At 67.5% G+C, this 20868-nt stretch carries 25 protein-coding genes and 1 pseudogene; 16 read left to right on the top strand and 10 right to left on the bottom strand.

Going from position 1 to position 20868, the window contains the following annotated elements; translation table 11 throughout:
* Window positions 1-32: 32 nt before the first annotated feature.
* Complete coding sequence (locus ACMVO5_RS09850; protein ID WP_416907342.1) at window positions 33-794, bottom strand: hypothetical protein; 762 nt, start codon at window positions 792-794, stop codon at window positions 33-35.
* A 184-nt stretch (window positions 795-978) separates the two neighbouring features.
* On the opposite strand from ACMVO5_RS09850, the gene ACMVO5_RS09845 reads away from it, so the two are divergent.
* The 4 genes and pseudogenes from ACMVO5_RS09845 to holA all read left to right on the top strand — a co-directional run bounded on the left by ACMVO5_RS09845 (window position 979) and on the right by holA (window position 5426).
* Window positions 979-1410, top strand: a complete 432-nt coding sequence (locus ACMVO5_RS09845) for a DUF3576 domain-containing protein (RefSeq protein WP_416907341.1) — start codon at window positions 979-981, stop codon at window positions 1408-1410.
* Window positions 1411-1419: 9 nt separating this feature from the next.
* Window positions 1420-3931 (top strand): annotated as a pseudogene (gene leuS / locus ACMVO5_RS09840) (leucine--tRNA ligase).
* Complete coding sequence (gene lptE / locus ACMVO5_RS09835) at window positions 3924-4439, top strand: LPS assembly lipoprotein LptE (RefSeq protein WP_416907340.1); 516 nt, start codon at window positions 3924-3926, stop codon at window positions 4437-4439. Before leuS ends, lptE begins: the two are co-directional and overlap by 8 nt.
* 3 nt (window positions 4440-4442) lie before the next feature.
* Complete coding sequence (gene holA / locus ACMVO5_RS09830; protein ID WP_416907339.1) at window positions 4443-5426, top strand: DNA polymerase III subunit delta; 984 nt, start codon at window positions 4443-4445, stop codon at window positions 5424-5426.
* A 9-nt stretch (window positions 5427-5435) separates the two neighbouring features.
* Here holA and ACMVO5_RS09825 read toward each other — a convergent pair whose 3' ends face one another.
* From ACMVO5_RS09825 to ACMVO5_RS09800, 6 genes are read right to left on the bottom strand one after another with little or no spacing between them, the layout of a single operon-like run.
* The gene (locus ACMVO5_RS09825; protein WP_416907338.1) at window positions 5436-6299 is read right to left on the bottom strand and encodes a ParB/RepB/Spo0J family partition protein; all 864 of its coding nucleotides are present in this window, start codon (window positions 6297-6299) and stop codon (window positions 5436-5438) included.
* Window positions 6292-7077 (bottom strand): ParA family protein, encoded by a 786-nt coding sequence (locus ACMVO5_RS09820; protein WP_416907337.1) that lies wholly within the window; start codon window positions 7075-7077, stop codon window positions 6292-6294. Before ACMVO5_RS09820 ends, ACMVO5_RS09825 begins: the two co-directional genes overlap by 8 nt.
* Window positions 7074-7637, bottom strand: coding sequence for a 16S rRNA (guanine(527)-N(7))-methyltransferase RsmG (gene rsmG, locus ACMVO5_RS09815; protein ID WP_416907336.1), 564 nt, complete (start codon window positions 7635-7637; stop codon window positions 7074-7076). The genes ACMVO5_RS09820 and rsmG overlap by 4 nt, the downstream gene beginning before the upstream one ends.
* A gap of 47 nt (window positions 7638-7684) precedes the next feature.
* Complete coding sequence (gene mnmG / locus ACMVO5_RS09810) at window positions 7685-9526, bottom strand: tRNA uridine-5-carboxymethylaminomethyl(34) synthesis enzyme MnmG (RefSeq protein WP_416907335.1); 1842 nt, start codon at window positions 9524-9526, stop codon at window positions 7685-7687.
* Window positions 9527-9571: 45 nt separating this feature from the next.
* On the bottom strand, window positions 9572-10861 hold the full coding sequence (gene mnmE, locus ACMVO5_RS09805) for a tRNA uridine-5-carboxymethylaminomethyl(34) synthesis GTPase MnmE (RefSeq protein WP_416907334.1): 1290 nt from the start codon (window positions 10859-10861) through the stop codon (window positions 9572-9574).
* A 15-nt stretch (window positions 10862-10876) separates the two neighbouring features.
* Window positions 10877-11110, bottom strand: coding sequence for a DUF6489 family protein (locus tag ACMVO5_RS09800; protein WP_416907333.1), 234 nt, complete (start codon window positions 11108-11110; stop codon window positions 10877-10879).
* Between the two features lie 96 nt (window positions 11111-11206).
* Between ACMVO5_RS09800 and ACMVO5_RS09795 the strand changes: the two genes are divergently transcribed.
* Both ACMVO5_RS09795 and ACMVO5_RS09790 read left to right on the top strand, forming a co-directional pair.
* Window positions 11207-11893 carry a dienelactone hydrolase family protein gene (locus tag ACMVO5_RS09795; RefSeq protein WP_416907332.1) on the top strand — a complete coding sequence of 229 codons (687 nt, stop codon included), beginning with the start codon at window positions 11207-11209 and terminating at the stop codon, window positions 11891-11893.
* A gap of 36 nt (window positions 11894-11929) precedes the next feature.
* Window positions 11930-12895 (top strand): quinone oxidoreductase family protein, encoded by a 966-nt coding sequence (locus ACMVO5_RS09790; protein WP_416907331.1) that lies wholly within the window; start codon window positions 11930-11932, stop codon window positions 12893-12895.
* A gap of 12 nt (window positions 12896-12907) precedes the next feature.
* Here the strand turns inward: ACMVO5_RS09790 and ACMVO5_RS09785 are convergent, their stop codons facing one another.
* Together ACMVO5_RS09785 and hemE are read right to left on the bottom strand one after the other, a co-directional pair.
* Window positions 12908-13348, bottom strand: a complete 441-nt coding sequence (locus ACMVO5_RS09785) for a CopD family protein (protein WP_416907330.1) — start codon at window positions 13346-13348, stop codon at window positions 12908-12910.
* The gene (gene hemE / locus ACMVO5_RS09780; RefSeq protein WP_416907329.1) at window positions 13345-14415 is read right to left on the bottom strand and encodes a uroporphyrinogen decarboxylase; all 1071 of its coding nucleotides are present in this window, start codon (window positions 14413-14415) and stop codon (window positions 13345-13347) included. The genes ACMVO5_RS09785 and hemE overlap by 4 nt, the downstream gene beginning before the upstream one ends.
* Before the next feature lie 340 nt (window positions 14416-14755).
* Here hemE and ACMVO5_RS09775 point away from each other — a divergent pair, with 340 nt between their 5' ends.
* The 10 genes from ACMVO5_RS09775 to ACMVO5_RS09730 all read left to right on the top strand — a co-directional run bounded on the left by ACMVO5_RS09775 (window position 14756) and on the right by ACMVO5_RS09730 (window position 20451).
* Window positions 14756-15595 carry a pyruvate, water dikinase regulatory protein gene (locus ACMVO5_RS09775; RefSeq protein ID WP_416907328.1) on the top strand — a complete coding sequence of 280 codons (840 nt, stop codon included), beginning with the start codon at window positions 14756-14758 and terminating at the stop codon, window positions 15593-15595.
* Window positions 15592-16185: a Maf family protein gene (locus ACMVO5_RS09770; RefSeq protein ID WP_416907327.1), complete on the top strand. Its 594-nt coding sequence runs from the start codon at window positions 15592-15594 to the stop codon at window positions 16183-16185. The genes ACMVO5_RS09775 and ACMVO5_RS09770 overlap by 4 nt, the downstream gene beginning before the upstream one ends.
* A gap of 136 nt (window positions 16186-16321) precedes the next feature.
* Entirely contained in the window at window positions 16322-17146 is an 825-nt protein-coding gene (gene aroE, locus ACMVO5_RS09765; RefSeq protein WP_416907326.1) for a shikimate dehydrogenase, read from the top strand.
* On the top strand, window positions 17143-17730 hold the full coding sequence (coaE, locus tag ACMVO5_RS09760) for a dephospho-CoA kinase (RefSeq protein WP_416907325.1): 588 nt from the start codon (window positions 17143-17145) through the stop codon (window positions 17728-17730). Before aroE ends, coaE begins: the two co-directional genes overlap by 4 nt.
* Before the next feature lie 37 nt (window positions 17731-17767).
* Entirely contained in the window at window positions 17768-18451 is a 684-nt protein-coding gene (dnaQ, locus tag ACMVO5_RS09755) for a DNA polymerase III subunit epsilon (protein ID WP_416907324.1), read from the top strand.
* A 130-nt stretch (window positions 18452-18581) separates the two neighbouring features.
* Window positions 18582-19169, top strand: a complete 588-nt coding sequence (gene hpf, locus ACMVO5_RS09750; protein WP_416907323.1) for a ribosome hibernation-promoting factor, HPF/YfiA family — start codon at window positions 18582-18584, stop codon at window positions 19167-19169.
* A 46-nt stretch (window positions 19170-19215) separates the two neighbouring features.
* Window positions 19216-19695 (top strand): PTS sugar transporter subunit IIA, encoded by a 480-nt coding sequence (locus ACMVO5_RS09745; RefSeq protein WP_416907322.1) that lies wholly within the window; start codon window positions 19216-19218, stop codon window positions 19693-19695.
* Window positions 19695-20012 carry a DUF1491 family protein gene (locus ACMVO5_RS09740; RefSeq protein WP_416907321.1) on the top strand — a complete coding sequence of 106 codons (318 nt, stop codon included), beginning with the start codon at window positions 19695-19697 and terminating at the stop codon, window positions 20010-20012. Before ACMVO5_RS09745 ends, ACMVO5_RS09740 begins: the two co-directional genes overlap by 1 nt.
* The gene (locus ACMVO5_RS09735; protein WP_416907320.1) at window positions 20012-20143 is read left to right on the top strand and encodes a hypothetical protein; all 132 of its coding nucleotides are present in this window, start codon (window positions 20012-20014) and stop codon (window positions 20141-20143) included. Before ACMVO5_RS09740 ends, ACMVO5_RS09735 begins: the two co-directional genes overlap by 1 nt.
* Window positions 20122-20451 carry an MmcB family DNA repair protein gene (locus ACMVO5_RS09730; protein WP_416907319.1) on the top strand — a complete coding sequence of 110 codons (330 nt, stop codon included), beginning with the start codon at window positions 20122-20124 and terminating at the stop codon, window positions 20449-20451. Before ACMVO5_RS09735 ends, ACMVO5_RS09730 begins: the two co-directional genes overlap by 22 nt.
* On the opposite strand, the gene ACMVO5_RS09725 is transcribed toward ACMVO5_RS09730, so the two are convergent.
* On the bottom strand, window positions 20444-20845 hold the full coding sequence (locus tag ACMVO5_RS09725) for a DUF805 domain-containing protein (RefSeq protein ID WP_416907318.1): 402 nt from the start codon (window positions 20843-20845) through the stop codon (window positions 20444-20446). The genes ACMVO5_RS09730 and ACMVO5_RS09725 overlap by 8 nt on opposite strands.
* Between the last annotated feature and the right edge of the window lie 23 nt (window positions 20846-20868).

Raw genomic sequence — 20868 nt, 5'->3', positions numbered from 1 at the left:
CGCCGGCGAGCCGGTCAGCCGCGCTCACCTTGTCAGAAAGCGATGTTGGTGCCGACGTAGACCGACTGGTCGCCACGGTCCGCATCGAGGAGGCTGGGCTGCTCGGGCGGGAGCTTGTAGCGGACGCCGCCGGTGACCGAAAGGCGGGGGGCGACCATATAGGCACCGCCGAGCGCGACCGAATAGCGCCGCTCGAGCGGGGTGAAGGCGAGGACGGAGCGCTCTTCGGCGGTGCCCTGCAGGCCGGTGCGCCAGTTCTTGCCGCCATAGCTCAGGCCGACATCGACGGCATCGCGGGTGCTGGCGAGCGGAGTGGATTGCGCCGCGGTGTCGGAATGGGTGTAGCCAGTGTTGAGCGAGAAGCCCTTCCAGGCCACCGAGACATCGACATTATAGGCGCGGCCGGCGACAATCGTTTCGGGCGCAGCGGACAGCGTGCGGGCGCTGGGCATGGGCGCCAGCGTGCGCGCGGCGACGCCGAGCGAGAAGGCCTTGCTGTCATCGGAGCGGCCCGAGGGCGTGAAGCGGAAGGCGCGGCCCTCGGTCTGGGCGCGGGCCGAGGCGGCACCGGGCACGGTGAAGCTGAAATTGGTGGACTTTTCGAGCTTCGGCTGGAACGGAGACAGCGGTGTTTCCAGCGTGATCTTGGCCTTGGGCGCGCTGCTCTGCGCATCTGCCGCAAACGCCGGCGCCGTCATCAAAATCGCCGAGACGACCGAAAAAAGGGCGACGCAGACAGGCGATGCCTGTCCCTGGGCGGGAATGAGCCCGCTCGAATCGGCTCCTTTGTTCATGCGCAAGTCCTATCAGCCGTCGTTTTCGCCGCACAGGGCTTAACGTCCGCTGAGCCGCATTTTTTCAGGGTTTTTTTCCAGATGTGGCGGTGAACGCACAGTTTTGAGCGTGGCTGGGCGCTTGGCGGGGCGGGCAGCGCGGCCTATAAGCGGCGAGGTTTCACATTTTCAAAGGCTCCGCCTGATGCGTTTTTCCCCGATGGCTGCGGTGATTCTTGGTCTGGCCCTGGCGCTGGGCGGCTGCGGCGGCTCGAAGGAGGTGAAGCTGACCGAAGCGCCTGCGCGGATGACCTCGATTGGGGTGAACACCTATTTGTGGCGCGCCTCGCTCGACACGCTGAGCTTCATGCCGATCACGCAGGTCGATTCGAACGGCGGGGTGATCGTGACCGACTGGTATTCGACGCCCCAGGCGCCCAACGAGCGCGTGAAGGTGACAGTGACGATCCTCGACACCGAGCTGCGTGCCGATGCGCTGCAGGTGGCGGCGGTGCGACAGACGCTGGCCGGCTCGGGCTGGGTGAATGCCGCGGTACGCGCTGGCACGGTGCAGAAGCTTGAGGAGGTGATCCTTGGGCGCGCCCGCGACCTTCGCCGCTCCAAGATGATGGATTGATCGGCATCCATGTCGACGAAATTCGACCATGAGAGCGCCGAACGGCGCTGGCAGGCGGCATGGGACGCGAAGGGCACCTTCCGGGCCGATGACGACAGCCCCAAGCCCAAGGCCTATGTGCTTGAAATGTTTCCCTATCCTTCGGGGCGGATTCACATCGGCCATGTCCGCAACTATACGATGGGCGATGTGATTGCGCGGACACGGCGGGCGCAGGGCTTCGAGGTGCTGCACCCGATGGGCTGGGACGCCTTTGGCATGCCGGCCGAGAATGCCGCGATGGAGCGCGGCGTGCACCCCGGCGCCTGGACGCGCGCCAATATCGCCAACATGAAGGCGCAGTTGCAGCGGCTGGGCTTCGGGCTCGATTGGTCGCGCGAGCTGGCGACGTGCGAGCCCGACTATTATGGGCAGGAGCAGGCGCTGTTTCTCGACCTGCTGGCGGCCGGGCTGGTCTATCGCAAGGAATCGGCGGTCAACTGGGATCCGGTTGACCAGACGGTGCTGGCCAATGAACAGGTGATCGACGGGCGCGGCTGGCGCTCGGGCGCGCTGGTCGAGCGGCGGCGATTGAACCAGTGGTTTCTGAAGATCACCGATTTCGCCGACGAGTTGCTGGACGGGCTGCAGGGCCTTGAGGCCTGGCCGGAGAAGGTGCGGCTGATGCAGGAGAATTGGATCGGCCGCTCACAGGGGCTGAAGTTCCGCTTCGCCATCGAGGGGCGCGCGGACAATATCGAAGTGTTCACGACACGGCCCGACACGATGTTTGGCGCGAGCTTCGTGGCGCTGGCGGCCGAGCATCCCCTCGCGCTGGCGCTGGCCGAGGACGACCCGGCGCTGGCCGCCTTCATCGCCGAATGCCGGGCCGGCGGCACGGCGGCGGCCGACATCGAAACGCAGGAGAAGCGCGGCCATGATACCGGTCTGAGCGTCATCCATCCGCTCGACCCGGCGCTGAGGCCGCCGGTGTTCGTGGCCAATTTCGTGCTGATGGACTATGGCACCGGCGCGGTATTCGGCTGCCCGGCGCATGACCAGCGCGACCTTGATTTCGCGCGCAAATATGCGCTGCCGGTGCCACGCGTGGTGGCGCCCGAGGGTGAGGCCGACACGCCCATCGGCGACACCGCTTATACCGGGCCAGGCCGCATGGTGAATTCGCGCGTTCTCGACGGGATGGAAAGCGATGCGGCCAAGGCGGCGGTGACCGCGCGCGCCGAGGCCGAGGGCTGGGGCGAGGCGGTGACGCAATATCGGCTGCGCGACTGGGGCGTTTCGCGGCAGCGCTATTGGGGGACGCCGATCCCGATCATCCATTGCGCGGAGTGCGGCGCGGTACCGGTGCCGCGCGCCGACCTGCCGGTGGTGCTGCCCGAGGATGTCAGCTTCGACGTGCCGGGCAATCCGCTTGACCGGCATCCGAGCTGGAAGGACGTAGCCTGCCCGGCCTGCGGCCAGCCGGCCCGGCGGGAAACCGACACGCTGGACACCTTCATCAACTCGTCCTGGTATTTCATCCGCTTTGCCAGCGTGCCCGATGACGCGCCGTTCGACCGCGCGGTGGCGGACCAGTGGCTGCCGGTGGGCCAATATATCGGCGGCGTGGAACATGCGATCCTGCACCTTCTCTATGCGCGCTTCCTCACCCGCGCGCTGGCGCGGATCGGGCGGATCGGCACCGCTGAGCCCTTTGCCGGGCTGTTCACCCAGGGCATGGTCACCCATGAGACCTACCGCATGGAGGATGGCCGCTGGCTGGAGCCGGGCGACATCGAGCGGCGCGACGGCGGCGTGTTTGCGCTTGAAAGCGGCGCGCCGGTCACGGTCGGGCGCGCCGAGAAAATGTCGAAATCGAAGAAGAATGTGATCGACCCTGATGCGATTCTGGGAGCGTACGGGGCCGACGCGGTGCGCTGGTTCATGCTGTCCGACAGCCCGCCGGAGCGTGATCTCGCCTGGTCTGACGCGGGCATCGACGGCGCCTGGCGCTTTGTACAGCGAGTTCTGGCGGCTGGCGAGCGATGGCGGGAGCGGCGGTGAAGGCCATGACGACCGACTGGCGCGGCTGCTGCAACGGACCATCGCCGGGGTGAGCGAGGATATCGACCGGCTGCAGTTCAACAAGGCGGTGGCCAAGCTTTATGAGCTGGTGAACGCGCTGGAACGCGCCGCCCCGAGCGCCACGCACAGCGCCGCGCTACCGGTGCTGCTGCAGCTGGTGGCGCCGATGTGTCCGCATCTTGCCGAGGAAGGCTGGGCCGCGCTGGGCATGGCCGGCATGGTCTGCGATGCGCCCTGGCCGGTGGCCGATCCGGCGCTGCTGATTGATGATCAGGTGACCATCGCCATCCAGATCAACGGCAAGCTGCGCGACAGTTTCGAGACCGCCAAGGGCCGTGACCGGGCGGAGCTGGAGGCCGAGGTGCTGGCGCGGGACAAGGTGGTGCGCGCGCTCGAGGGCAAGCCGCCGCGCAAGGTGATCGTGGTGCCCGACCGGCTGGTGAACCTTGTTGCGTAAGTCCGGCCTTGCGGCGCTGCTGCTGTCGCTGGCAGCCTGCGGGCTGGCGCCGGTTTATTCCGATGGCAGCCGCGGGGCGGCGGCAGCGAGCTTTTCGGAGATCAGCGTGGCCGCCATCCCCGACCGCTCGGGGTTTCTGGTGCGCCAGGCGCTTTATGACCGGCTGGGCGGGGTGCGCGAGGGCACGCGCTACCGGCTGGAGGTTGAGCTGGATGACCAGATCGTGGCCTTTGGTGTGCGCGGCGACAATTCGGCCGCGCGTGAGCGGCGCACGCTGCGCGCCCGCTACCGGCTGGTCGATACCAGCAACAATGAGGTGGTGCTCGATGCCACGGCCGGATCGGACTCGGGCATCGACCGGGTGAGCTCCAACTATGCCGTGGTGGCGGCGGAGGAGAAGGCGCTGGAACGGCTGGCGACCGAAGTGGCCCGCCAGATCAGTGCGCGTCTGGCGCTGTTTGCGCGCAGCGGCGGGGCCGGCGAGACCGCGCCGTCCGGCAGGGACTGAGCCGTGTCGGCGCAGCGCGTGGCCGCGATCGCGCGCGAATGGCCGGCGGGCGCGCGGCTGCTGCTGCTGCACGGCTATGACCCTAGCGCCTCGGCCGACCATGCGACGCGGATCTGCAAGGGGCTGGTGGCGGCCGACAATCCGGCCGGGCTGGAGCGGCTGACTGGCGATCAGATCATCACTGACCCGCAGGCGCTGGTGGCGGCGGCCAGCGCAATCTCGATGTTTGGCGGGCAGACGGTGGTGCGCGTTGACGGGGTGAGTGACAAGGCGGCCCCGGCGCTGACGCTGCTGCTAGAGGGGCCAGCGGGCAATCCGGTGATTGCGGTGGCCGAGGGGCTGCGCAAGAGCAGCCCGCTGCTGGTGCTGGCCAAGCAGCCGGGCGTGCTGGTGATCGAGAGCAAGGAGGCGCGGCCGGGTGATCTCTCTGCCTTTGCGGGCGAATTCGGGCTGGCGATCGACCGGGAGGCGGCGGCGATGCTGTTCGAGGCCTGCGCCGGCGAGCGGGCGCTGATCCGCCGCGAGCTGGAGAAGATTGCGCTCTATCTGGACGCCGCTCCCGACCGGCAGAAGCCGCTGGACACGGCGACGCTGGCGGCGGTGGGCGCGGGCATCGAGCCTTTTGACCAGAATGAGCTGAACGCGGCGGTGTTGACCGGGCGGGCGGATGTGGCGGCGATGGTGGCGACGCTGCCCGAGGGCCTGGGCATCATGGCGCTGCGGGGGATCGGCAAGCAGCTGGCGACGCTGCTTGAGCTGCGGCTGGAAATGGACCGGGGCGCAAGCGCGCAGGCCGCGATCGAGGCGGCGCGGCCGCCGGTGTTCTGGAAAGAGAAGCCGGTGTTTGCCGCAGCGCTGCGGCGCTTTTCCTCAGCCGCGCTGGCGGACGCGCTGGCCGATGTGCTGGCGGTGGAACGGGCGGTCAAATCAAGCGGGAGCCTGGGTGAGCTTGAGGTTCATGCCGCCCTGCTACGCCTCGCGCGCTGAATCGCCCGGCTATTGGCCGAGGCGGGCACAGAGCCAGTCGAGCTGATCGAGGCTTTCGAAGCGGACGGTGAGGCTGCCACTGTTGGCGCCCGACACCGAGACGGCGACCGGCATGCCGATCTGCTCGCTCAGCTGAAGCTCAAGCGCTTCGAGATTGGGGTCGCTCGCCGCGGGAGTCGCGGGGGCGAGGCCGTGGCGCGGGCGCGGCGTCTTGCTGCCGCTGGCCAGCGCCTCGGTGGCGCGCACCGACAGGCCCTCGGCGACGACACGGCGAGCCACGGCGAGCGGATCGGCCGCCGCAGCCAGCGCCCGGGCATGACCCATGGCGAGCACGCCTTCCTCCACCATCTTCTGCACCTCGGGCGGCAGATCGAGCAGGCGGAGCAGATTGGCGACATGGCTGCGCGACTTGCCGACGATGGCGGCGAGCGCGGCCTGGGTATGGCCGAACTCGTCGATCAGCCGCTGGTAGCCGCGCGCTTCCTCCATGGCGTTGAGGTCGCTGCGCTGGATATTCTCGATGAGCGCGATCTCGAAGGTTTCGGCATCGCTGAGGTCGCGGACAAGGGCGGGAATCTCGTGCAGCCCGGCCGCCTGGGCGGCACGCCAGCGCCGTTCGCCGGCGATGATCTCATAGCCGCCCGCGCTGGCGGGGCGGACGAGAATGGGTTGCAGCACACCGTGCGCGCGCACCGAGGCGATCAGCTCCTCCATCGCCTGGGGCGCGAAGTGACGCCGCGGCTGGCCGGGGTTGGGGGCGATGTCCGAGATCGGCAGCTGCGAGGCCTTGCTGGTGGCCGCGGGTGTGGCCGCCTCTTCGAGCAGCGCCGAGAGGCCGCGTCCAAGGCCGGTTCTACGTTTTCTGTCAGACATTTGCTGGGGTTACCTGCGGCAGGGACTGAATGCGCTGGAGAAACTCGCGCGCCAGCGCGATATAAGCCTCCGAGCCGGCGCAGCGGCTGTCATAGAGCAGCGCCGGCAGGCCATGGCTCGGCGCTTCGGACAGGCGGACATTGCGCGGGATGGTGGTTTCAAACACCTTGGCGCCCATCACGGCGCGGACATCTTCGGCGACATTCTCGCTGAGCCGGTTGCGCCGGTCGACCATGGTGAGGACGATGCCGAGCAGCGAAAGCGCCGGATTGAGGCCGGCGCGGACACGCTCGATCGTGCCCAGAAGCTGGCTCAGCCCTTCGAGCGCGAAGAATTCGGCCTGCAGCGGCACCAACACGCGGTCAGCGGCGACCAGCGCATTGAGGGTAAGGAGGCCGAGCGAGGGCGGGCAATCGATCAGGATATGATCAAAGGCTGGCGCCTCGGTGAGTGCGGCGGCGAGGCGGTGGCTGCGGCGCTCGACATCAACAAGCTCGATTTCGGCCCCGGACAGCGCGGCGGTGGAGGGCACGACGAACAGGCCCTCGATGGCGGTGGGCACCATGGCATCGGCGATTCCGGCGCTGCCGAGCAGGACTTCATAGGTGCTCGACGAGCGGCTCTTGCGGTCGATGCCGAGGCCGGTGGAGGCATTGCCCTGCGGATCGGAATCGATGACGAGCACCCTGAGGCCGATGGCGGCGAGCGCTGTGGCGAGGTTGACGGTGGTCGTCGTCTTGCCGACGCCGCCCTTCTGATTGGCGAGCGCGAGGATCATGACGCGGCCACGCCGCGGATGAGGAGCAGGCGCGCCGCCTCGTCGGTGAGGCTCGGTCGGGTTTCGACCTTGAAGCGGTAGGCGCGCCGTGCCTCGTCCAGCTCTTCGGACCAGCGCGCGCCCTTGGGCAGGAGCCAGAGCGTGTCGCGCCCGGCGAAGGGGCGACCCCAGCCGAGAAGACGGGTGACGGCAGCGAGTGCGCGCGCGGTGATGACGTCAAAACGACGCGGCGGCAGGTCTTCGATACGGCGGTTTTCGACGGTCACGCGGTCGTCCAATTGGAGGTCGGAAACGACAGTCTCCAGAAATCGGCACTTCTTGGCAATCGATTCGACGAGGGTGACGCGCGCGCCGGGATCAAGCGTGGCGATGACGAGACCGGGGAAACCCGCGCCGGCGCCGATATCAAGCCATGTGCGCCCCGGCCCGGCGACCGGCAGAAGCTGGGCTGAATCGGCGAAATGCCGGTGCCAGAGCTGCGGCAGGGTGCTGGGGCCGACAAGGTTCATCCGGGTCTGCCAGTCGGCGAGCAGGGCGGCGTAGCGGTCGAGCTTGTCCATTGTTTCACGTGAAACAGCGAAGCAGGACGTGAAACCCTCCCGTTCGATCACGCCGCGCGCTTTGCATAGGGGAGCAGCGCGATGAGCGCGGCTGGGCTGATGCCCGGAATGCGGCTGGCGGCGCCCAGCGTTTCGGGGCGCGCGGCGTGCAGCCGTTCGGCCATCTCATGGCTGAGGCCAGGGACGGCGGAAAAGTCGAGGCTGGGGGGCAGGCGCAGCGCCTGATCACGCTGGAAGATGGCGATCTCATCCTCCTGCCGGGCGACATAGACGGCGTAGCGGGCGTCGGTGACCAGCGAGGCGAAGATGGCCGGGTCGAGCGCCTGCAGATCTGGCCAGATGCGGAGCGCCTCGGTTTCGCCGACCATGGGGAAGCGCAGCCATTCGAATGCAGAGCGGGTGACGCCGTCCTGACGGCAGGCGATGCCGAGCTTGGCGAGCGCGCTGGGCGACGCGGTGAGACGCTGGAGCAGGGCACGGCCTTCCGCCAATGCCGACAGCCGGGCCTGCCGGGCCGCTTGCTCAGCCCCGGACAGCAGGCCGGCGGCAGCGGCGCTGCCGCTCAGCCGCTCATCAGCATTGTCGGTGCGCAGGCGCAGCCGATATTCGGCGCGCGAGGTGAACATGCGATAGGGTTCGGACACACCCTGGGTGGTGAGGTCGTCGATCATCACGCCGATATAGGCCTGGGCGCGGTCGAGGGTGAACGGCGCAAGGCCACGGGCGGCGGCGGCGGCGGCGTTTGCCCCGGCGACCAGCCCTTGGGCGGCAGCCTCTTCGTATCCGGTGGTGCCGTTGATCTGTCCGGCGAGAAACAGGCCTTGCAGATCATGGGCTTCAAGCGTGGGCTTGAGCGCGCGCGGGTCGACATGGTCATATTCGATGGCATAGCCGGGGCGCAGGATGGCGGCGCGCTCAAGGCCGGGGATGGTGGCGATGAAGGCAGCCTGCACCTCGGCCGGGAGCGAAGTCGAGAGGCCGTTGGGATAGACGGTGATATCGTCATAGCCCTCGGGCTCAAGGTAGATCTGATGGCCATCACGGTCACCAAAGCGGACGACCTTGTCTTCAATCGAGGGGCAATAGCGTGGGCCAACACTGTTGATATGACCGCCATAGAGCGCGGAGGCCGCGAGATTCTCGCGGATGATCCGGTGCGTTTCGAGCGTGGTGCGGGTGACGCCACAAGGCAGCGGCGGGGTCTGCTCGGCGGCGCGGGCGGAAAAGGCGGGATCATCGTCATCGCCGAACTGCCAATCAAGCGCCGCCCAATCGATGGTGCGGGCATCGAGGCGCGGCGGCGTTCCGGTCTTGAGGCGCGCAACGGGGAGGCCGAGACGGCGCAAGGCCTCGCCCAGCGTCGAGGCGGCGCTGCCTTGGCGGCCGCCGGCTTCGCGCGCCGCACCGCGATGCATGACGCCGCCGAGGAAGGTGCCGGTGGTGAGCACGGTGGCGCGGGCATGAACCGGCCCGGCGCTGGTCTCAACGCCGATGACCCGCCCCTGCTCGACGATCAACGCCTCGGCATGGCCGATGATCAGCGTGAGATTGGGGACGCCGGCCAGCGCTTCGGCCATGGCAGCGCGGTAGCGACGCCGGTCCACTTGGGCGCGCGGGCCATGGACGGCCGGGCCTTTCGAGCGATTGAGAATGCGCGCCTGCAACCGCGCGCGGTCGGCGACTCGGCCCATGACGCCGCCTAGCGCCTCGATCTCGGCGACGAGATGGCCCTTGCCGATGCCGCCAATGGCGGGATTGCACGAGAGCGTGCCGGCATCACTGGCGTCGAGGGTGAGCAGTGCCGTGCGCGCGCCGCGTCGCGCCGCGGCGGCCGCGGCCTCGCACCCGGCGTGGCCGGCGCCAATGACGAGAACATCCCATTGCTGCATGGCTGCGTCTCTAGCCTGTGTTCCACGTGAAACAAAGATGCGCCGCTATTTGCCGATGCAAAAGCGGCTGAAAATCTCGTCGAGCACATCGTCGATGCCGATGCGCCCCGTGATGCGCCCCAAGGCGAAGGCCGCCTGGCGCAGCGATTCGGCGCGAAGCTCGGGCAGCGGCGCCGCAGCCGCCTGACGGAGTTCGGTGGCGGCCGTGGCGAACGCGGCCCGGTGGCGTGCATGGGCGAGCGGCACCGATTCGCCGGGCCTTGTCACGCCTTGCGCCCAGGCGGCGAGATGGCGACGCAGCGTGTCGACGCCTTCACCCGTACTGGCAGACAGGCTGAAATGACCCGCAGGCGGGGCCCTGTGATGAAGATCGCGCTTGTTGAGGATCAGCAGACCGCCCGGCGGCGGGGGCAGATCGGGGTCATCTGTGACGTGCAGGACAAGATCGGCCTGGGCCGCGCGGGCGCGAGCGCGGGCGACGCCTTCGCGCTCGACCGGGTCGTCGGTCTCTCTGAGTCCAGCTGTGTCGATCAGCATGGCCGCGATCCCGCCGAGATCGAGCGGCACTTCGATGGCGTCGCGCGTGGTGCCAGGAATGGCCGTGACGATGGCCGCTTCCCTCTGAGACAACATATTGACAAGGCTTGACTTTCCAACGTTCGGGGGGCCTGTGACGACGATTGTCAGCCCGTCCCTGATGCGTGCGGCTCGGGTGCTTTCGGCAAGAATCCGGTCCAGTTCGTCGGCCATGGCAGCGAGCGACGCAGCAGCCGCCTCATCGAGACGCTCGGCGACATCGGCTTCATCTTCGGCGAAATCAAGCGCGGCTTCGGCTTCGGCGAGCAGGGTGAGGCAGCGGGCGCGCCAGCCGTCGGCCAGCGCAGACAGTGCGCCACCGGCCAGAGACAGCGCCTGCTGCCGCTGGGCGCTGGTTTCAGCGGCGACGAGATCGGCCAGCCCTTCGACCTGAGCCAGATCGAGCTGGCCATTCTCGAAGGCGCGGCGGGTGAATTCGCCCGGCTCGGCCAAGCGCACCCCGTCATGGGCCAGAACGGCCTCGATCAGGCCGGAGACCACCGCCGGGCCGCCATGGAGGTGAAATTCGGCCACATCCTCGCCGGTGGCGCTGCCGGGCGAGGGAAACCAGACGACCAGCGTATGGTCGATGGGACCAGCGGGGCCGGCAAGACGGCGCATGACCAGCCGGCGCGGCGACGGGAGCGGCGCAGCACTGAGCCCAGCCAGCACAGGCCCGGCAGCGGGGCCGGACAGGCGGACCACGGCAACACCGGCGGGCGGCCGACCCGAGGCGAGAGCAACAATTGTCGAGGCCATCAGCGGAAAGAAAGCTCAGCCGCTCTTGGGCATGGCAGCCAGCATCAGCTGCCGCCATTGTTCAAAGCTGTCGGCCATGCCGGGCATCCAGCTCTTGGTCATCTTCTCGAAATCGGCGGGCGACACGCCATCCGTCATCATCGTCTTCATGCGCTCGACATAGAGATCGTGGAGCGGCGCGAGATCGGGCAGGCCGAAAAAGGCGCGCGCTTCTTCGGGCGTACAGTCGATCTGGACATTGACCTTCATTGCCGAACCTTTCGCATCATGATGACAAGCCTTTATCACACGGCGGCGCTATGTGTAATCTGCGCCACATATTCCGATGAACATGAGGACCAGCCGATGACCGAAACGATTCAGATCAACAGCCTTGATGGCAGCGGCGGCTTTGACGCCTATGCGGCCGGGCCGACCCCGGCCAGGGCTGGCGTGATCGTGATCCAGGAGATTTTCGGCATCAATCCCGGCATCCAGCAGATGGTCGATCGCTGGGGTGCACTCGGCTACCGGGCGGTGGCGCCCGACCTGTTCTGGCGGCTGGAGCCGGGGGTTTCGCTCGATGCCGACACGCCCGATGACTTGCAGCGCGCCTTTGACCTTTACGGACGGTTCGATGTCGATCTTGGCATCACCGATATCGCCGCGACCATCAAGGCACTGCGCGATGCGGGCTGCGAAAAAGTGGGTGTGGTCGGCTATTGCCTCGGCGCGCTTCTGGCCTATCTCACCGCCTGCCGCGCCGACAGCGATGCCAGCGTTGGCTATTACGGCGTGGGCATCGACGGCAGGCTGGAGGAAGCCGATGCCATCGCCCAGCCGCTGATGCTGCACATCGCCACTGAAGACGGCTTTGTCTCGAAAGAGGCCCAGGCGGCGGTTCATGCGCGGCTCAATGCACACCCGCGCTGCACGCTGCATGACTATGCCGCGGACCACGCCTTTGCCCGGGCGATCGGCAGCAGCCGGGTGCCCGATCTGGCCGAATTGGCTGACCGGCGCACGGCGGCGTTTTTCAGGGATAATCTTTGAATCCAAAATCTTGCTGCGCAGCATAGGGATAAGGTGATGAAAAGAATTTGCTTTGAAAGCACCGGCGGGCCGGACGTATTGCAGCTGGTCGAAGCCGATCTTCAGCCGCCGGGGCCGGGGGAGATCACGGTTCGTCACACTGCCATCGGGCTCAATTTCATCGATACCTATCACCGCTCGGGGCTCTATCCGGTGTCGCTGCCGAGCGGGCTGGGGCTGGAGGCGGCTGGCGTGGTGGAGGCGGTCGGCGTGGGCGTTTCGCTGACGCCCGGCACACGCGTCGGCTATTGCTGGGGACCGATCGGCGCTTATGCCACCCACCGCAACATCGCCGCGGACCGGGTGGTGGTGCTGCCCGACGGCGTGTCGGACGAGGTGGCCGCCGCCGTGCTTCTGAAGGGCTGCACGACCGAATTTCTGGTCGAGCGCTGTGCGCGGATCGAGGCTGGTCAGACGGCGCTGGTCCATGCCGCCGCCGGCGGGGTCGGGCTGCTGCTGGTGCAATGGCTGAAGGCGCGCGGGGTGACGGTAATCGCCGCTGCGGGCTCGGACGCCAAGCTGGCGCGGGCGCGGTCGTTCGGCGCTGACCATGGGCTGCTGCAGGCAGACGGCATGGCGGGCTCGGTGCGCGATCTGACCGACGGACGCGGCGTTGATGTGGTGTTCGACGGGGTGGGCAAGGCGACCTTCGAGGCTTCGCTCGACAGCCTGCGCAAGCGTGGTCTCTATATCAGCTTCGGCAATGCCTCCGGCCCGGTGGGCGAGGTGGATTTCGGTATATTGGCGAAGAAGGGCTCGCTGTTTGCCACCCGGCCCACGCTATTCGACTATTACCAGTCGCCAGAGGAGATTGAGCGCCATGCCGGGCGGGTTCTGGACATGGTCGCCTCGGGTGCGCTCTCCGTGTCGATCGACCAACGCTATGCGCTGGCGGATGCGGCACAAGCCCACCGCGACCTCGAAGACCGGCGAACGACGGGCTCGACGGTGCTGACCATTTGAGCGGCATGCGGCTCAGAAAGGCTTTACGATCACCAGGATGACGGCGCCGATGGTGGCGAGCGACGGGATCTCATTGGCCAGCCGCAGCGTCTTTTCGGCATAGGGCCGCTCGCCGCGCGCGAATTTCCTGGTCGTGGCGACCGACCAGCCATGAAAGCCCGACAGCGCGAGCACGATGGTGATCTTGGCATGGAGCCAGCCATTGCCGGCAAAACCGAGATGGAAGGCAAGCGCCAGCCCGGCCGCCCAGCTGACGATCAAGCCCGGCGTCAGGATGATGCGCCGCAGCCGGTTGCAGCGCTCGGCCCAGAGTGCATTTTCCGCCTCACCCGCCGACGCCATCCAGTAGACCAGAAAGCGCGGAAGCATGAACAGCCCGGCCATCCAGAAGATGACGAAGATGATGTGCAGCGACTTGATCCAGGGATAGGCGCTGCCCAGCCAGCCGGTCATGCGCGCGTGCCCGTCTGCAGCGGCGCACGCACCAGCTCCATCAGCGCCTCTACATGGGCGATGGGCGTTTCCTTGATGATGCCGTGGCCGAGATTGAAGATGTGCGGGCGGTTTTCAAAGGCGGTGCGGATGCGGGTGACCGCAGCCTCCAGCGCTGCGCCGCCGGTGAGCAGGGCGAGGGGATCGAGATTGCCCTGCACCGGCATGTCGGCCGGCAGCACGCTGTCGGCCCAGACCGGATCGAGCGTTTCATCAAGCCCGACGGCATCGACGCCCGTTTCGGCCGCATAGGCGGCGAGCTTGGCACCCGCGCCCTTGGGAAAGCCGATGATCGGCGTGTCGGGATGCAGCGCCATCAGCTGGCTGACGATGCTGGCAGTGGGGGCGATGACCCAGCGCTCGAACTGTGCCGGGCTGAGCGAGCCGGCCCAGCTGTCAAACAGCTGGACAGCCTGGGCCCCGGCCTTGATCTGCCCCGAGAGATAGATGACGGTCGCCTTGACGATGGCATCGATCAGCGACTGGAAGGCGGCCGGATCGCGGTAGGCGAGCGCCCGGGTTTCGGCCTGGTCCTTGGAGCCATGGCCGTTCACCATATAGGTGGCGATGGTCCAGGGCGAACCGGCAAAGCCGAGCATGGTGACCGACGGATCGAGCGCGGCGCGCACCTTGGCGACGGTGGCGTAGATGCGATCGAAATATTCCGGGTTGGGCGTCAGGCCCTGCCAGTCCGCACTGGCGAGTGGCGGGCTCAGCTGGGGGCCTTCGCCGGGGCCGAAGGTCAGATGCTGGCCCATGCCGTGTGGGATGATGAGAATGTCGGAAAACAGGATGGCGCCGTCCATCTTGAAGCGCCGCAGCGGCTGGAGCGTGATCTCGCACGCCGCATCGGCATCATAGACCAGCTCGAGAAAACCGCCCTTTTCGGCTCGCAGCGCGCGATACTCGGGCAGATAGCGCCCGGCCTGGCGCATCAGCCAGACAGGCGGGGGATCACGATGCTCGCCCTTGAGCACCGCCAGAAGCGGGGGATCATGCGGTGTCGCAGCTGCGGTCTTGACTGTCATGTCGCTCTCATCGCGGGGCGCGGGCAAAGGGTCAAGAGGTCCAACAAAGATGAATCCTATCATGATGATAGTAATGGTTATTGGGGCTGGGACTGTTGGGGATAATCGGATTTTCGAGCAGTTCTTCAGAAACGGGCGATGAGGGAAGCGGTTGAGATTCCTGGCCTGGATGACGTTTTGCTCAGGATTCACAGGGGCTCGTCCACTGCCGCTCACAAGGGGATGAAGGACGCAACCAGCGGAGCATGGCTAGCCCGATTTCATGCAGGCCTCAATCTCGCCTTGCCTTGACCGGCCGCGTCCACGCGTTATTCACAGGATTGTTCCGGGGGTTTTTTGCATGACGACGGCTTCGACCCGGCTTCACCTGCATCTGGTCAGCGATTCAACCGGCGAAACGCTCGAAATCATCGCCAAGGCCGGACTGGCCCGCTTTGAAGGCGCCGAATCGGTCAAGCATTTCTGGCCGCTGGTCCGCTCCGAGGGGCATCTCGACCGGGTGATTGCCGAAATTGCCCAGCGGCCGGGGCTGGTGATCTACACGCTGGTGGATGGCAAGGTGCGTGACCGGCTGCAGAGCCGCTGCGCCGCGCTCGGGCTGCCGATGGTGAGCCCGCTCGACCCGACCATCCAGGCGCTCTCCGACCTTCTCGGCCAGACGGCAACCACACGGCCCGGCCGCCAGCACATCATGGACGCCGCCTATTTTCGCCGCGTCGATGCGATCAACTATACCATGGTGCACGATGACGGCGCTGGCAGCGATGACTGGGAAGAGGCCGACATCGTGCTCGCCGGCGTCTCGCGCACATCCAAGACGCCGACCTCCATCTATCTCGCCAATCGCGGCTACAAGACCGCCAATATCCCGATCGTGCCGCAGTCCCCGCCGCCGGCCATCTTGTTCAAATTGAAGGCGCCGCTGGTGGTCGGGCTGACGACGGCGGCGGAGCGGCTGATGATGGTGCGGCGCAACCGGCTGCTCAGCCTGGGCCAGGCACCGGAAACCGATTATGTCGATATCGAGCGCATCGAGGCCGAGGTCGCCTATGCGCGGCGGCTGTTTGCCGACCATGATATTCCGGTGATCGACGTCACGCGCCGGTCGATCGAGGAGACGGCGGCCGCCATCATCAATCTTGTGCAGGCGCGCGAGACGCGCGAAAGCGCGCAACCATGATCATCCTCGCCAGCCAGAGCGCCGCGCGGCGCGCCATGCTGTCAGCCGCGGGCCTCACCTTCGACACGCTGCCGGCGCATGTCGATGAGGATTCCGTCACGCAAGGGCTGCTGGCCGAAGGCGCGTCCGCCGAGCGCATCGCCGATGCGCTCGCTGAGCTGAAAGCGCTCAAAATCTCCCGCGCCCACCCCGGCGCGCTGGTGATCGGCGCGGATTCGATTGCGGTGACCGCCGACGGCGCGCTGCTTGCCAAGCCCGAAACGCGCCCGCGCGCCGAGGCGCAGCTGCGTGAGCTCTCCGGCACGACGCACCGGCTGGTGTCAGCCGCCGTCGCTGCTCAGGGGGGCCAGCCCGTCTGGCGGGCCGGTGGTGCCGCCCGGCTGACGATGCGGCCGCTGTCAGACGCGTTCATCACCGACTATCTGGACCGCGAAGGCGAGGCCGTGCTTGCCTGTGTCGGCTGCTACCGGATCGAAGGGCTGGGCGCGCAGCTGTTCACCCGGATCGACGGTGATCAGTACGTGATCCGGGGGCTGCCGCTGCTGGCGTTGTTTGGCTGGCTGCGGGAGCGGGGGGAGCTATTGGCATGAAGGAAAGGGCCTCCGGCGGCTGGGGCCTTGGGCCCCAGACCCCATTTGTTAGGGTTGGGCTGCACTTGGACGCGTTGTGCGTAAAGTCTGTGTGTGGGGTCTGGGGCCCAAGGCCCCAGCCGCCGGAGGCCCTCTGATGCGCCCCACCCCCCCCATCGCCGGCGTCATCGGCTGGCCCGTCGCGCATTCCAAGTCGCCGCTCATCCATAGGTTCTGGCTGGAGCGGCTGGGAATCGACGGGGAATATGGCCGCTTTCCGGTGGCGCCTGAGCGGCTTGTCGAGGCCATGGGGGCGCTGGCGGCGCTGGGTTTTGCTGGCGTCAACGTTACCGTGCCGCACAAGCTGGCGGTGATGGACTGTGTCGATGTGATCGATGCGGGCGCGCGCGATGTTGGCGCGGTCAATGTCGTGCAGGTGATGCCGGACGGCGCGCTGCATGGCCATAACAGCGACGTGGCAGGCATTTGCGAGCCGTTGCAGCGCCGGGCGCTGGCGGGCCGCGAGGTCGTGCTGGTGGGCAGCGGCGGTGCGGCGCGGGCGGCGATGGCGGCCTTTGTGCGGCTGGGCACGGCGCGGGTGACGATTCTGGCGCGCGATCCGGCCAAGGGGCGGGCGTTGCTGGAGGGCTTCGGGATGGACGGGCAGGTGCTGCCGATGGATGCGGCCGAAGCGAAATGGGGCGCGCCGGCGCTGCTGTTCAATGCCTCGGTTCTGGGCATGACGGGGCAGCCCGCCTTTGTCCCCGACATGGCCCGGCTGCCGGATGACATGATGGTGTTCGATGCCGTCTATGCGCCGCTCGAAACGCCGCTGCTGGCAGCCGCGCGGGCGCGGGGGCTGGCGGTGATTGACGGGCTGGAGATGCTGATTGGCCAGGCGGCGATGGGCTTTGCGCTGTTTTTCGGGGCGGAGGCGCCGCGCGGCGAGGATGCGGCGCTTAGGGCGAGGCTGCTCAAATGAAGATCATCGGGCTGACCGGGTCGATCGGCATGGGCAAATCGACCGTGGCCGCCATGTTCGAGCGGCTGGGGGTGCCGGTCTTTGATGCCGATGCCGAGGTGCGCGCGCTGCAGGGGCCGGGCGGCCGCGCGCTGGCGGCGATCGAGGCGGCCTTTCCCGGCACCACGCATGACGGCGGGCTCCACCGCGAGAAGCTGGGAGCGGCGGTGTTCGGCGACCGGGTGGCGCTCAGCCGGCTGGAAGGGATCTTGCATCCGCTGGTGGCCGAGGCGCAGTCAGCGTTTCTGGGCGCGCACCGGCTGAAGAATGCGGTCGTGCTTGATGTGCCGCTGCTGTTTGAAAAGGGCGGCTGGGCGCGCTGCCACATGACGGTTGTGGTCTCGGCGCCGCTGCGGGTGCAGCGCGCCCGTGTGCTGGCGCGGCCGGGGATGACGCGGGCGAAGTTCGAGGCGATTTTGAAGGCGCAGATGAGCGATGCGGAGAAGCGGCGGCGCGCCGATGTGGTGATCGAGACCGGGCGCGGGCGGCGCGAGACCTGGAACAAGGTGCGGCGGCTGGTGGCGCGGCTGCCGCGCAAGCGCTGAGGCTTCTCAGCCGGAGCCGGCTGGGCTAGACAGAGGCATGCGCGAGATTGTTTTCGACACCGAGACCACGGGGATCATGCCGGGGGAGGGCCACCGTATCGTCGAGATCGGCGCGGTCGAGCTGGTCAACCGGGTGATGACCGGGCGGACCTATCAGACCTATCTGGACCCCTGCCGGCCGATGCCCAAGGATGCGCAGAATGTGCATGGGCTGTCGTCCGATTTCCTCACTGGCCAGCCGGTCTTCGAGATGGTGATCGATGATTTTCTGGCGTTTATCGGTGATGCGCCGCTGGTCGCGCACAATGCCGCTTTCGACATGGAGTTTCTGAACTGGGAGCTGAAGCGCGCCAAACGGACGCCGCTGCCGATGTCGCGGTCGATCGACACGCTGGAGATCAGCCGCAAGCTTCACCCCGGCGCCAAGCACACGCTCGATGCCCTGTGCAACCGCTATGGCATCGACTTGTCGGCCCGGCAGAAGCATGGCGCGCTGCTCGATGCCGAGCTGCTGGCGCGGGTTTATGTCGAGCTGATGGGCGGCCGGCAGATCGGCTTTGACCTGGCGGTGGAGAGCGAGACCGAGGCGATGGACTTTGCCGCCCCCGTGGCTGTCCATCCGTCGCCGCGCGCGGCTGTGAAGGCCGTGGTGAGTGCGGACGAGCTTGAGCGTCACCGCGCCTTTGTGGCCGGGCTGAAGGATCCGGTCTGGCTGCGCTGAGCGGTGATAAACCTGTATTTCGTGCGTGTTGATAGGGGACAAGCCTGTCGCTTTGACGCAATATGATGGTGCGACTCAATGTGTCGCGGATGACGAGCGCCGGGGTTGAGCCTGGCCGGGGAGACGATGGATGGAAATCAGGATTTCAGGGCATCAGGTTGATACTGGTGCGGCCTTTGGCGTGCATGTGCGAGAGCGGCTGGAAGCCATGGTGGCAAAATATTTTCCGCGCGCGCTGACCGCCCATGTGACGCTGAGTGCGGCACCGCACGGCCATTTTCAGGCCGATATCGTGATGCATGTGATGGCCGACCTGATCCTGAAGGGCTCCAACCGCGGTGCTGACGCGCATCTCGCCTTTGACGGCGCGGCCGAGCGGATCGACAAGCAGCTGCGCCGCTACATGCGCCGGCTGAAGGACCGGCATGGCCCCGGCGCGCAGGTGGCGGCCGAACGGGCACTGTCAAACGCGCTGGAAAATGCCGAATACAAGGTGTTTGCGCCGTCGCCCGAAGATGGCGAGGTGGAGGGCGACCATCCGCTCGTCATTGCCGAAATGCGGGTCGATATTCCCGAAGCGAGCGTGAGCGATGCGGTGATGATGCTCGACCTGCGCAACACCAATGCGCTGATGTTCGTGAATTCTGCATCCGGCCGGCATAATATGGTGTATCGGCGCGACGACGGCAGCATCGGCTGGGTCGAGCCGCGCGCCTGAGGCGCGTGTATCGGGCCCTTGTGGTGAGCGTGGTTTGGAGTTTGTGATGAACGGTGGCGATTTCGCGGATCTTCTGCGCGGTCTTTCGATCTTCCTCGATGTCGAGGTGGACGGCAAGGCCGCGCTGATTGATGCGCTGGCGGCACGCGCTGCGCCGATTGCCGGGGTGGCGGCCGAGGTCATTGCCGCGCATGTGCATGCGCGCGAGGCGCTCGGCTCGACCGGCTTTGGTCAGGGCGCCGCCATCCCCCATGGGCGGATTCCCGGGCTTGAGGCGGTGACGCTGGTGGTCATGCGGCTGGCGCGGCCGATCGACTATGGCGCCCTCGACGATGAGCCGGTTGATGTCGCGGTGCTGCTGCTCTCGCCGGAAGAGGCGGGCGCGAACCATCTGAAGGCGCTGGCGCGGGTCAGCCGGGCGCTGCGCAACCCGCAGATCCTGTCGGCGATGCGCGCGGCCGAGACAGCCGACGAGCTGTTCGAGGCGATCGACCGGCCGGCCTTGCGGGCCACCCGCGCCGCCTGATGCGGCTCGCGGCCGGGCTCAAGGTTTCGGCTCTGCTGCGCGCGGTGAGCGCGGCGGGCGGGTTTGGCGCGGTGCTGGCGCGGGGCGACGAGCAATCGGGCAGCATTGCGGTCGTCGTGCGCAACGGCGCGGATGAGGTGGTGCTGGCGCCGGTGATGGGCCTTTCGGGCGGTTATGAATGGGCCGAGGCGGCGCGCGCGGCCGATGTTGCAGGCTGGGCGGCGCGCGCCCGGGCGCGTGATCCGGACCTGTGGCTGGTCGAGATCGAGGCGGCGGATGCGGCCGCGCTCATCGCCGAAACGCTGGCCCGGGACTGATGGACAGCGGCGATGTGCGCCGCGGCGTGTGTCGCTGGCTGATGCGCGCCGGGGTCGCGCCGCTGGCCGAGGCGACGCTCGGCTGCGGGCGGCGGCTGACATTTTGGGTGTGGATGCGCAGGGGCGGCTGACCATCGTCGAGATCAAGGTGGCGGCGGGTGATCTGCGCGGGGACCGAAAATGGCCCGACTATCTGGCGCGCTGTGACCGGTTTTTCTGGGCGGTGCCCGCCGCACTCGGCGAGCTGGTGATGGCGGCCGATTTTGGCCCGGACGAGACCGGTGTGCTCGTGGCTGACCGCTTTGATGCCGCGCTGTTGCGCGAAGCCCCGTGGCGGGCGATGGCGCCGGCGCGGCGGCGGGCGGAAACGCTGCGTTTTGCCCGCACGGCGGCGGCGCGGCTGGCCCGCGGCGACGACCCCGAGCTTGGCTTCATGTGAAGAACTGGCGGGTCTCGAGCGGGTCTTCGCCATAGATGTTGGTGCCCGGCGTGCCGCGCTGGAGATTGAACCAGAACAGGATCAGCCCGCCGATGAAGGGGATGAGGCCAATGAGGATGAACCAGCCCGACTTTTCCTGATCATGCAGCCGGCGGACCTGCACGGCGAGCGAAGGCAGCATGAGCGCCAGCGCCGCCAGCCCCCCGAGCGGGCCGACGCCGAAGGCGGCGAGCGCCTCGGCGCCGATCAGCGCGAAATCCACGACCGTCGCCGCGCCGATGAGCAGCACCGAGAACAGCCAGAACCACCAGAATTCAGCGCGCGGCGCCCGACCGCCAAAGGTCGCGAATTTGCGCAAGGGGGCGAACATCCAGTGGGTTATGGGCTGGTTCATCGCGTCCTTGCCTTTCTGTGCGC

Origin of the sequence: Polymorphobacter sp. (genome assembly GCF_048007885.1) — a bacterium.
In the GTDB taxonomy this organism is placed as follows: domain Bacteria; phylum Pseudomonadota; class Alphaproteobacteria; order Sphingomonadales; family Sphingomonadaceae; genus Sandarakinorhabdus.
Note: the sequence above shows the minus strand (reverse complement) of the source record. Positions and strands in the feature narration are given on the sequence as shown.

Bases quoted from the DNA above. Each gene is read 5' to 3' on its own strand.
- ACMVO5_RS09745 (WP_416907322.1), top strand. From the start codon at position 19,216: ATGAACGGTGGCGATTTCGCGGATCTTCTGCGCGGTCTTTCGATCTTC.
- ACMVO5_RS09795 (WP_416907332.1), top strand. From the start codon at position 11,207: ATGACCGAAACGATTCAGATCAACAGCCTTGATGGCAGCGGCGGCTTT.
- ACMVO5_RS09820 (WP_416907337.1), bottom strand. From the start codon at position 7,077: ATGATCCTCGCGCTCGCCAATCAGAAGGGCGGCGTCGGCAAGACGACG.
- dnaQ (WP_416907324.1), top strand. From the start codon at position 17,768: ATGCGCGAGATTGTTTTCGACACCGAGACCACGGGGATCATGCCGGGG.
- ACMVO5_RS09800 (WP_416907333.1), bottom strand. From the start codon at position 11,110: ATGAAGGTCAATGTCCAGATCGACTGTACGCCCGAAGAAGCGCGCGCC.
- coaE (WP_416907325.1), top strand. From the start codon at position 17,143: ATGAAGATCATCGGGCTGACCGGGTCGATCGGCATGGGCAAATCGACC.
- hemE (WP_416907329.1), bottom strand. From the start codon at position 14,415: ATGACAGTCAAGACCGCAGCTGCGACACCGCATGATCCCCCGCTTCTG.
- ACMVO5_RS09845 (WP_416907341.1), top strand. From the start codon at position 979: ATGCGTTTTTCCCCGATGGCTGCGGTGATTCTTGGTCTGGCCCTGGCG.
- ACMVO5_RS09725 (WP_416907318.1), bottom strand. From the start codon at position 20,845: ATGAACCAGCCCATAACCCACTGGATGTTCGCCCCCTTGCGCAAATTC.
- rsmG (WP_416907336.1), bottom strand. From the start codon at position 7,637: ATGGACAAGCTCGACCGCTACGCCGCCCTGCTCGCCGACTGGCAGACC.
- ACMVO5_RS09850 (WP_416907342.1), bottom strand. From the start codon at position 794: ATGAACAAAGGAGCCGATTCGAGCGGGCTCATTCCCGCCCAGGGACAG.
- ACMVO5_RS09825 (WP_416907338.1), bottom strand. From the start codon at position 6,299: ATGTCTGACAGAAAACGTAGAACCGGCCTTGGACGCGGCCTCTCGGCG.
- mnmE (WP_416907334.1), bottom strand. From the start codon at position 10,861: ATGGCCTCGACAATTGTTGCTCTCGCCTCGGGTCGGCCGCCCGCCGGT.
- ACMVO5_RS09740 (WP_416907321.1), top strand. From the start codon at position 19,695: ATGCGGCTCGCGGCCGGGCTCAAGGTTTCGGCTCTGCTGCGCGCGGTG.
- ACMVO5_RS09770 (WP_416907327.1), top strand. From the start codon at position 15,592: ATGATCATCCTCGCCAGCCAGAGCGCCGCGCGGCGCGCCATGCTGTCA.
- mnmG (WP_416907335.1), bottom strand. From the start codon at position 9,526: ATGCAGCAATGGGATGTTCTCGTCATTGGCGCCGGCCACGCCGGGTGC.
- ACMVO5_RS09735 (WP_416907320.1), top strand. From the start codon at position 20,012: ATGGACAGCGGCGATGTGCGCCGCGGCGTGTGTCGCTGGCTGATGCGC.
- aroE (WP_416907326.1), top strand. From the start codon at position 16,322: ATGCGCCCCACCCCCCCCATCGCCGGCGTCATCGGCTGGCCCGTCGCG.
- ACMVO5_RS09785 (WP_416907330.1), bottom strand. From the start codon at position 13,348: ATGACCGGCTGGCTGGGCAGCGCCTATCCCTGGATCAAGTCGCTGCAC.
- hpf (WP_416907323.1), top strand. From the start codon at position 18,582: ATGGAAATCAGGATTTCAGGGCATCAGGTTGATACTGGTGCGGCCTTT.
- ACMVO5_RS09775 (WP_416907328.1), top strand. From the start codon at position 14,756: ATGACGACGGCTTCGACCCGGCTTCACCTGCATCTGGTCAGCGATTCA.
- ACMVO5_RS09790 (WP_416907331.1), top strand. From the start codon at position 11,930: ATGAAAAGAATTTGCTTTGAAAGCACCGGCGGGCCGGACGTATTGCAG.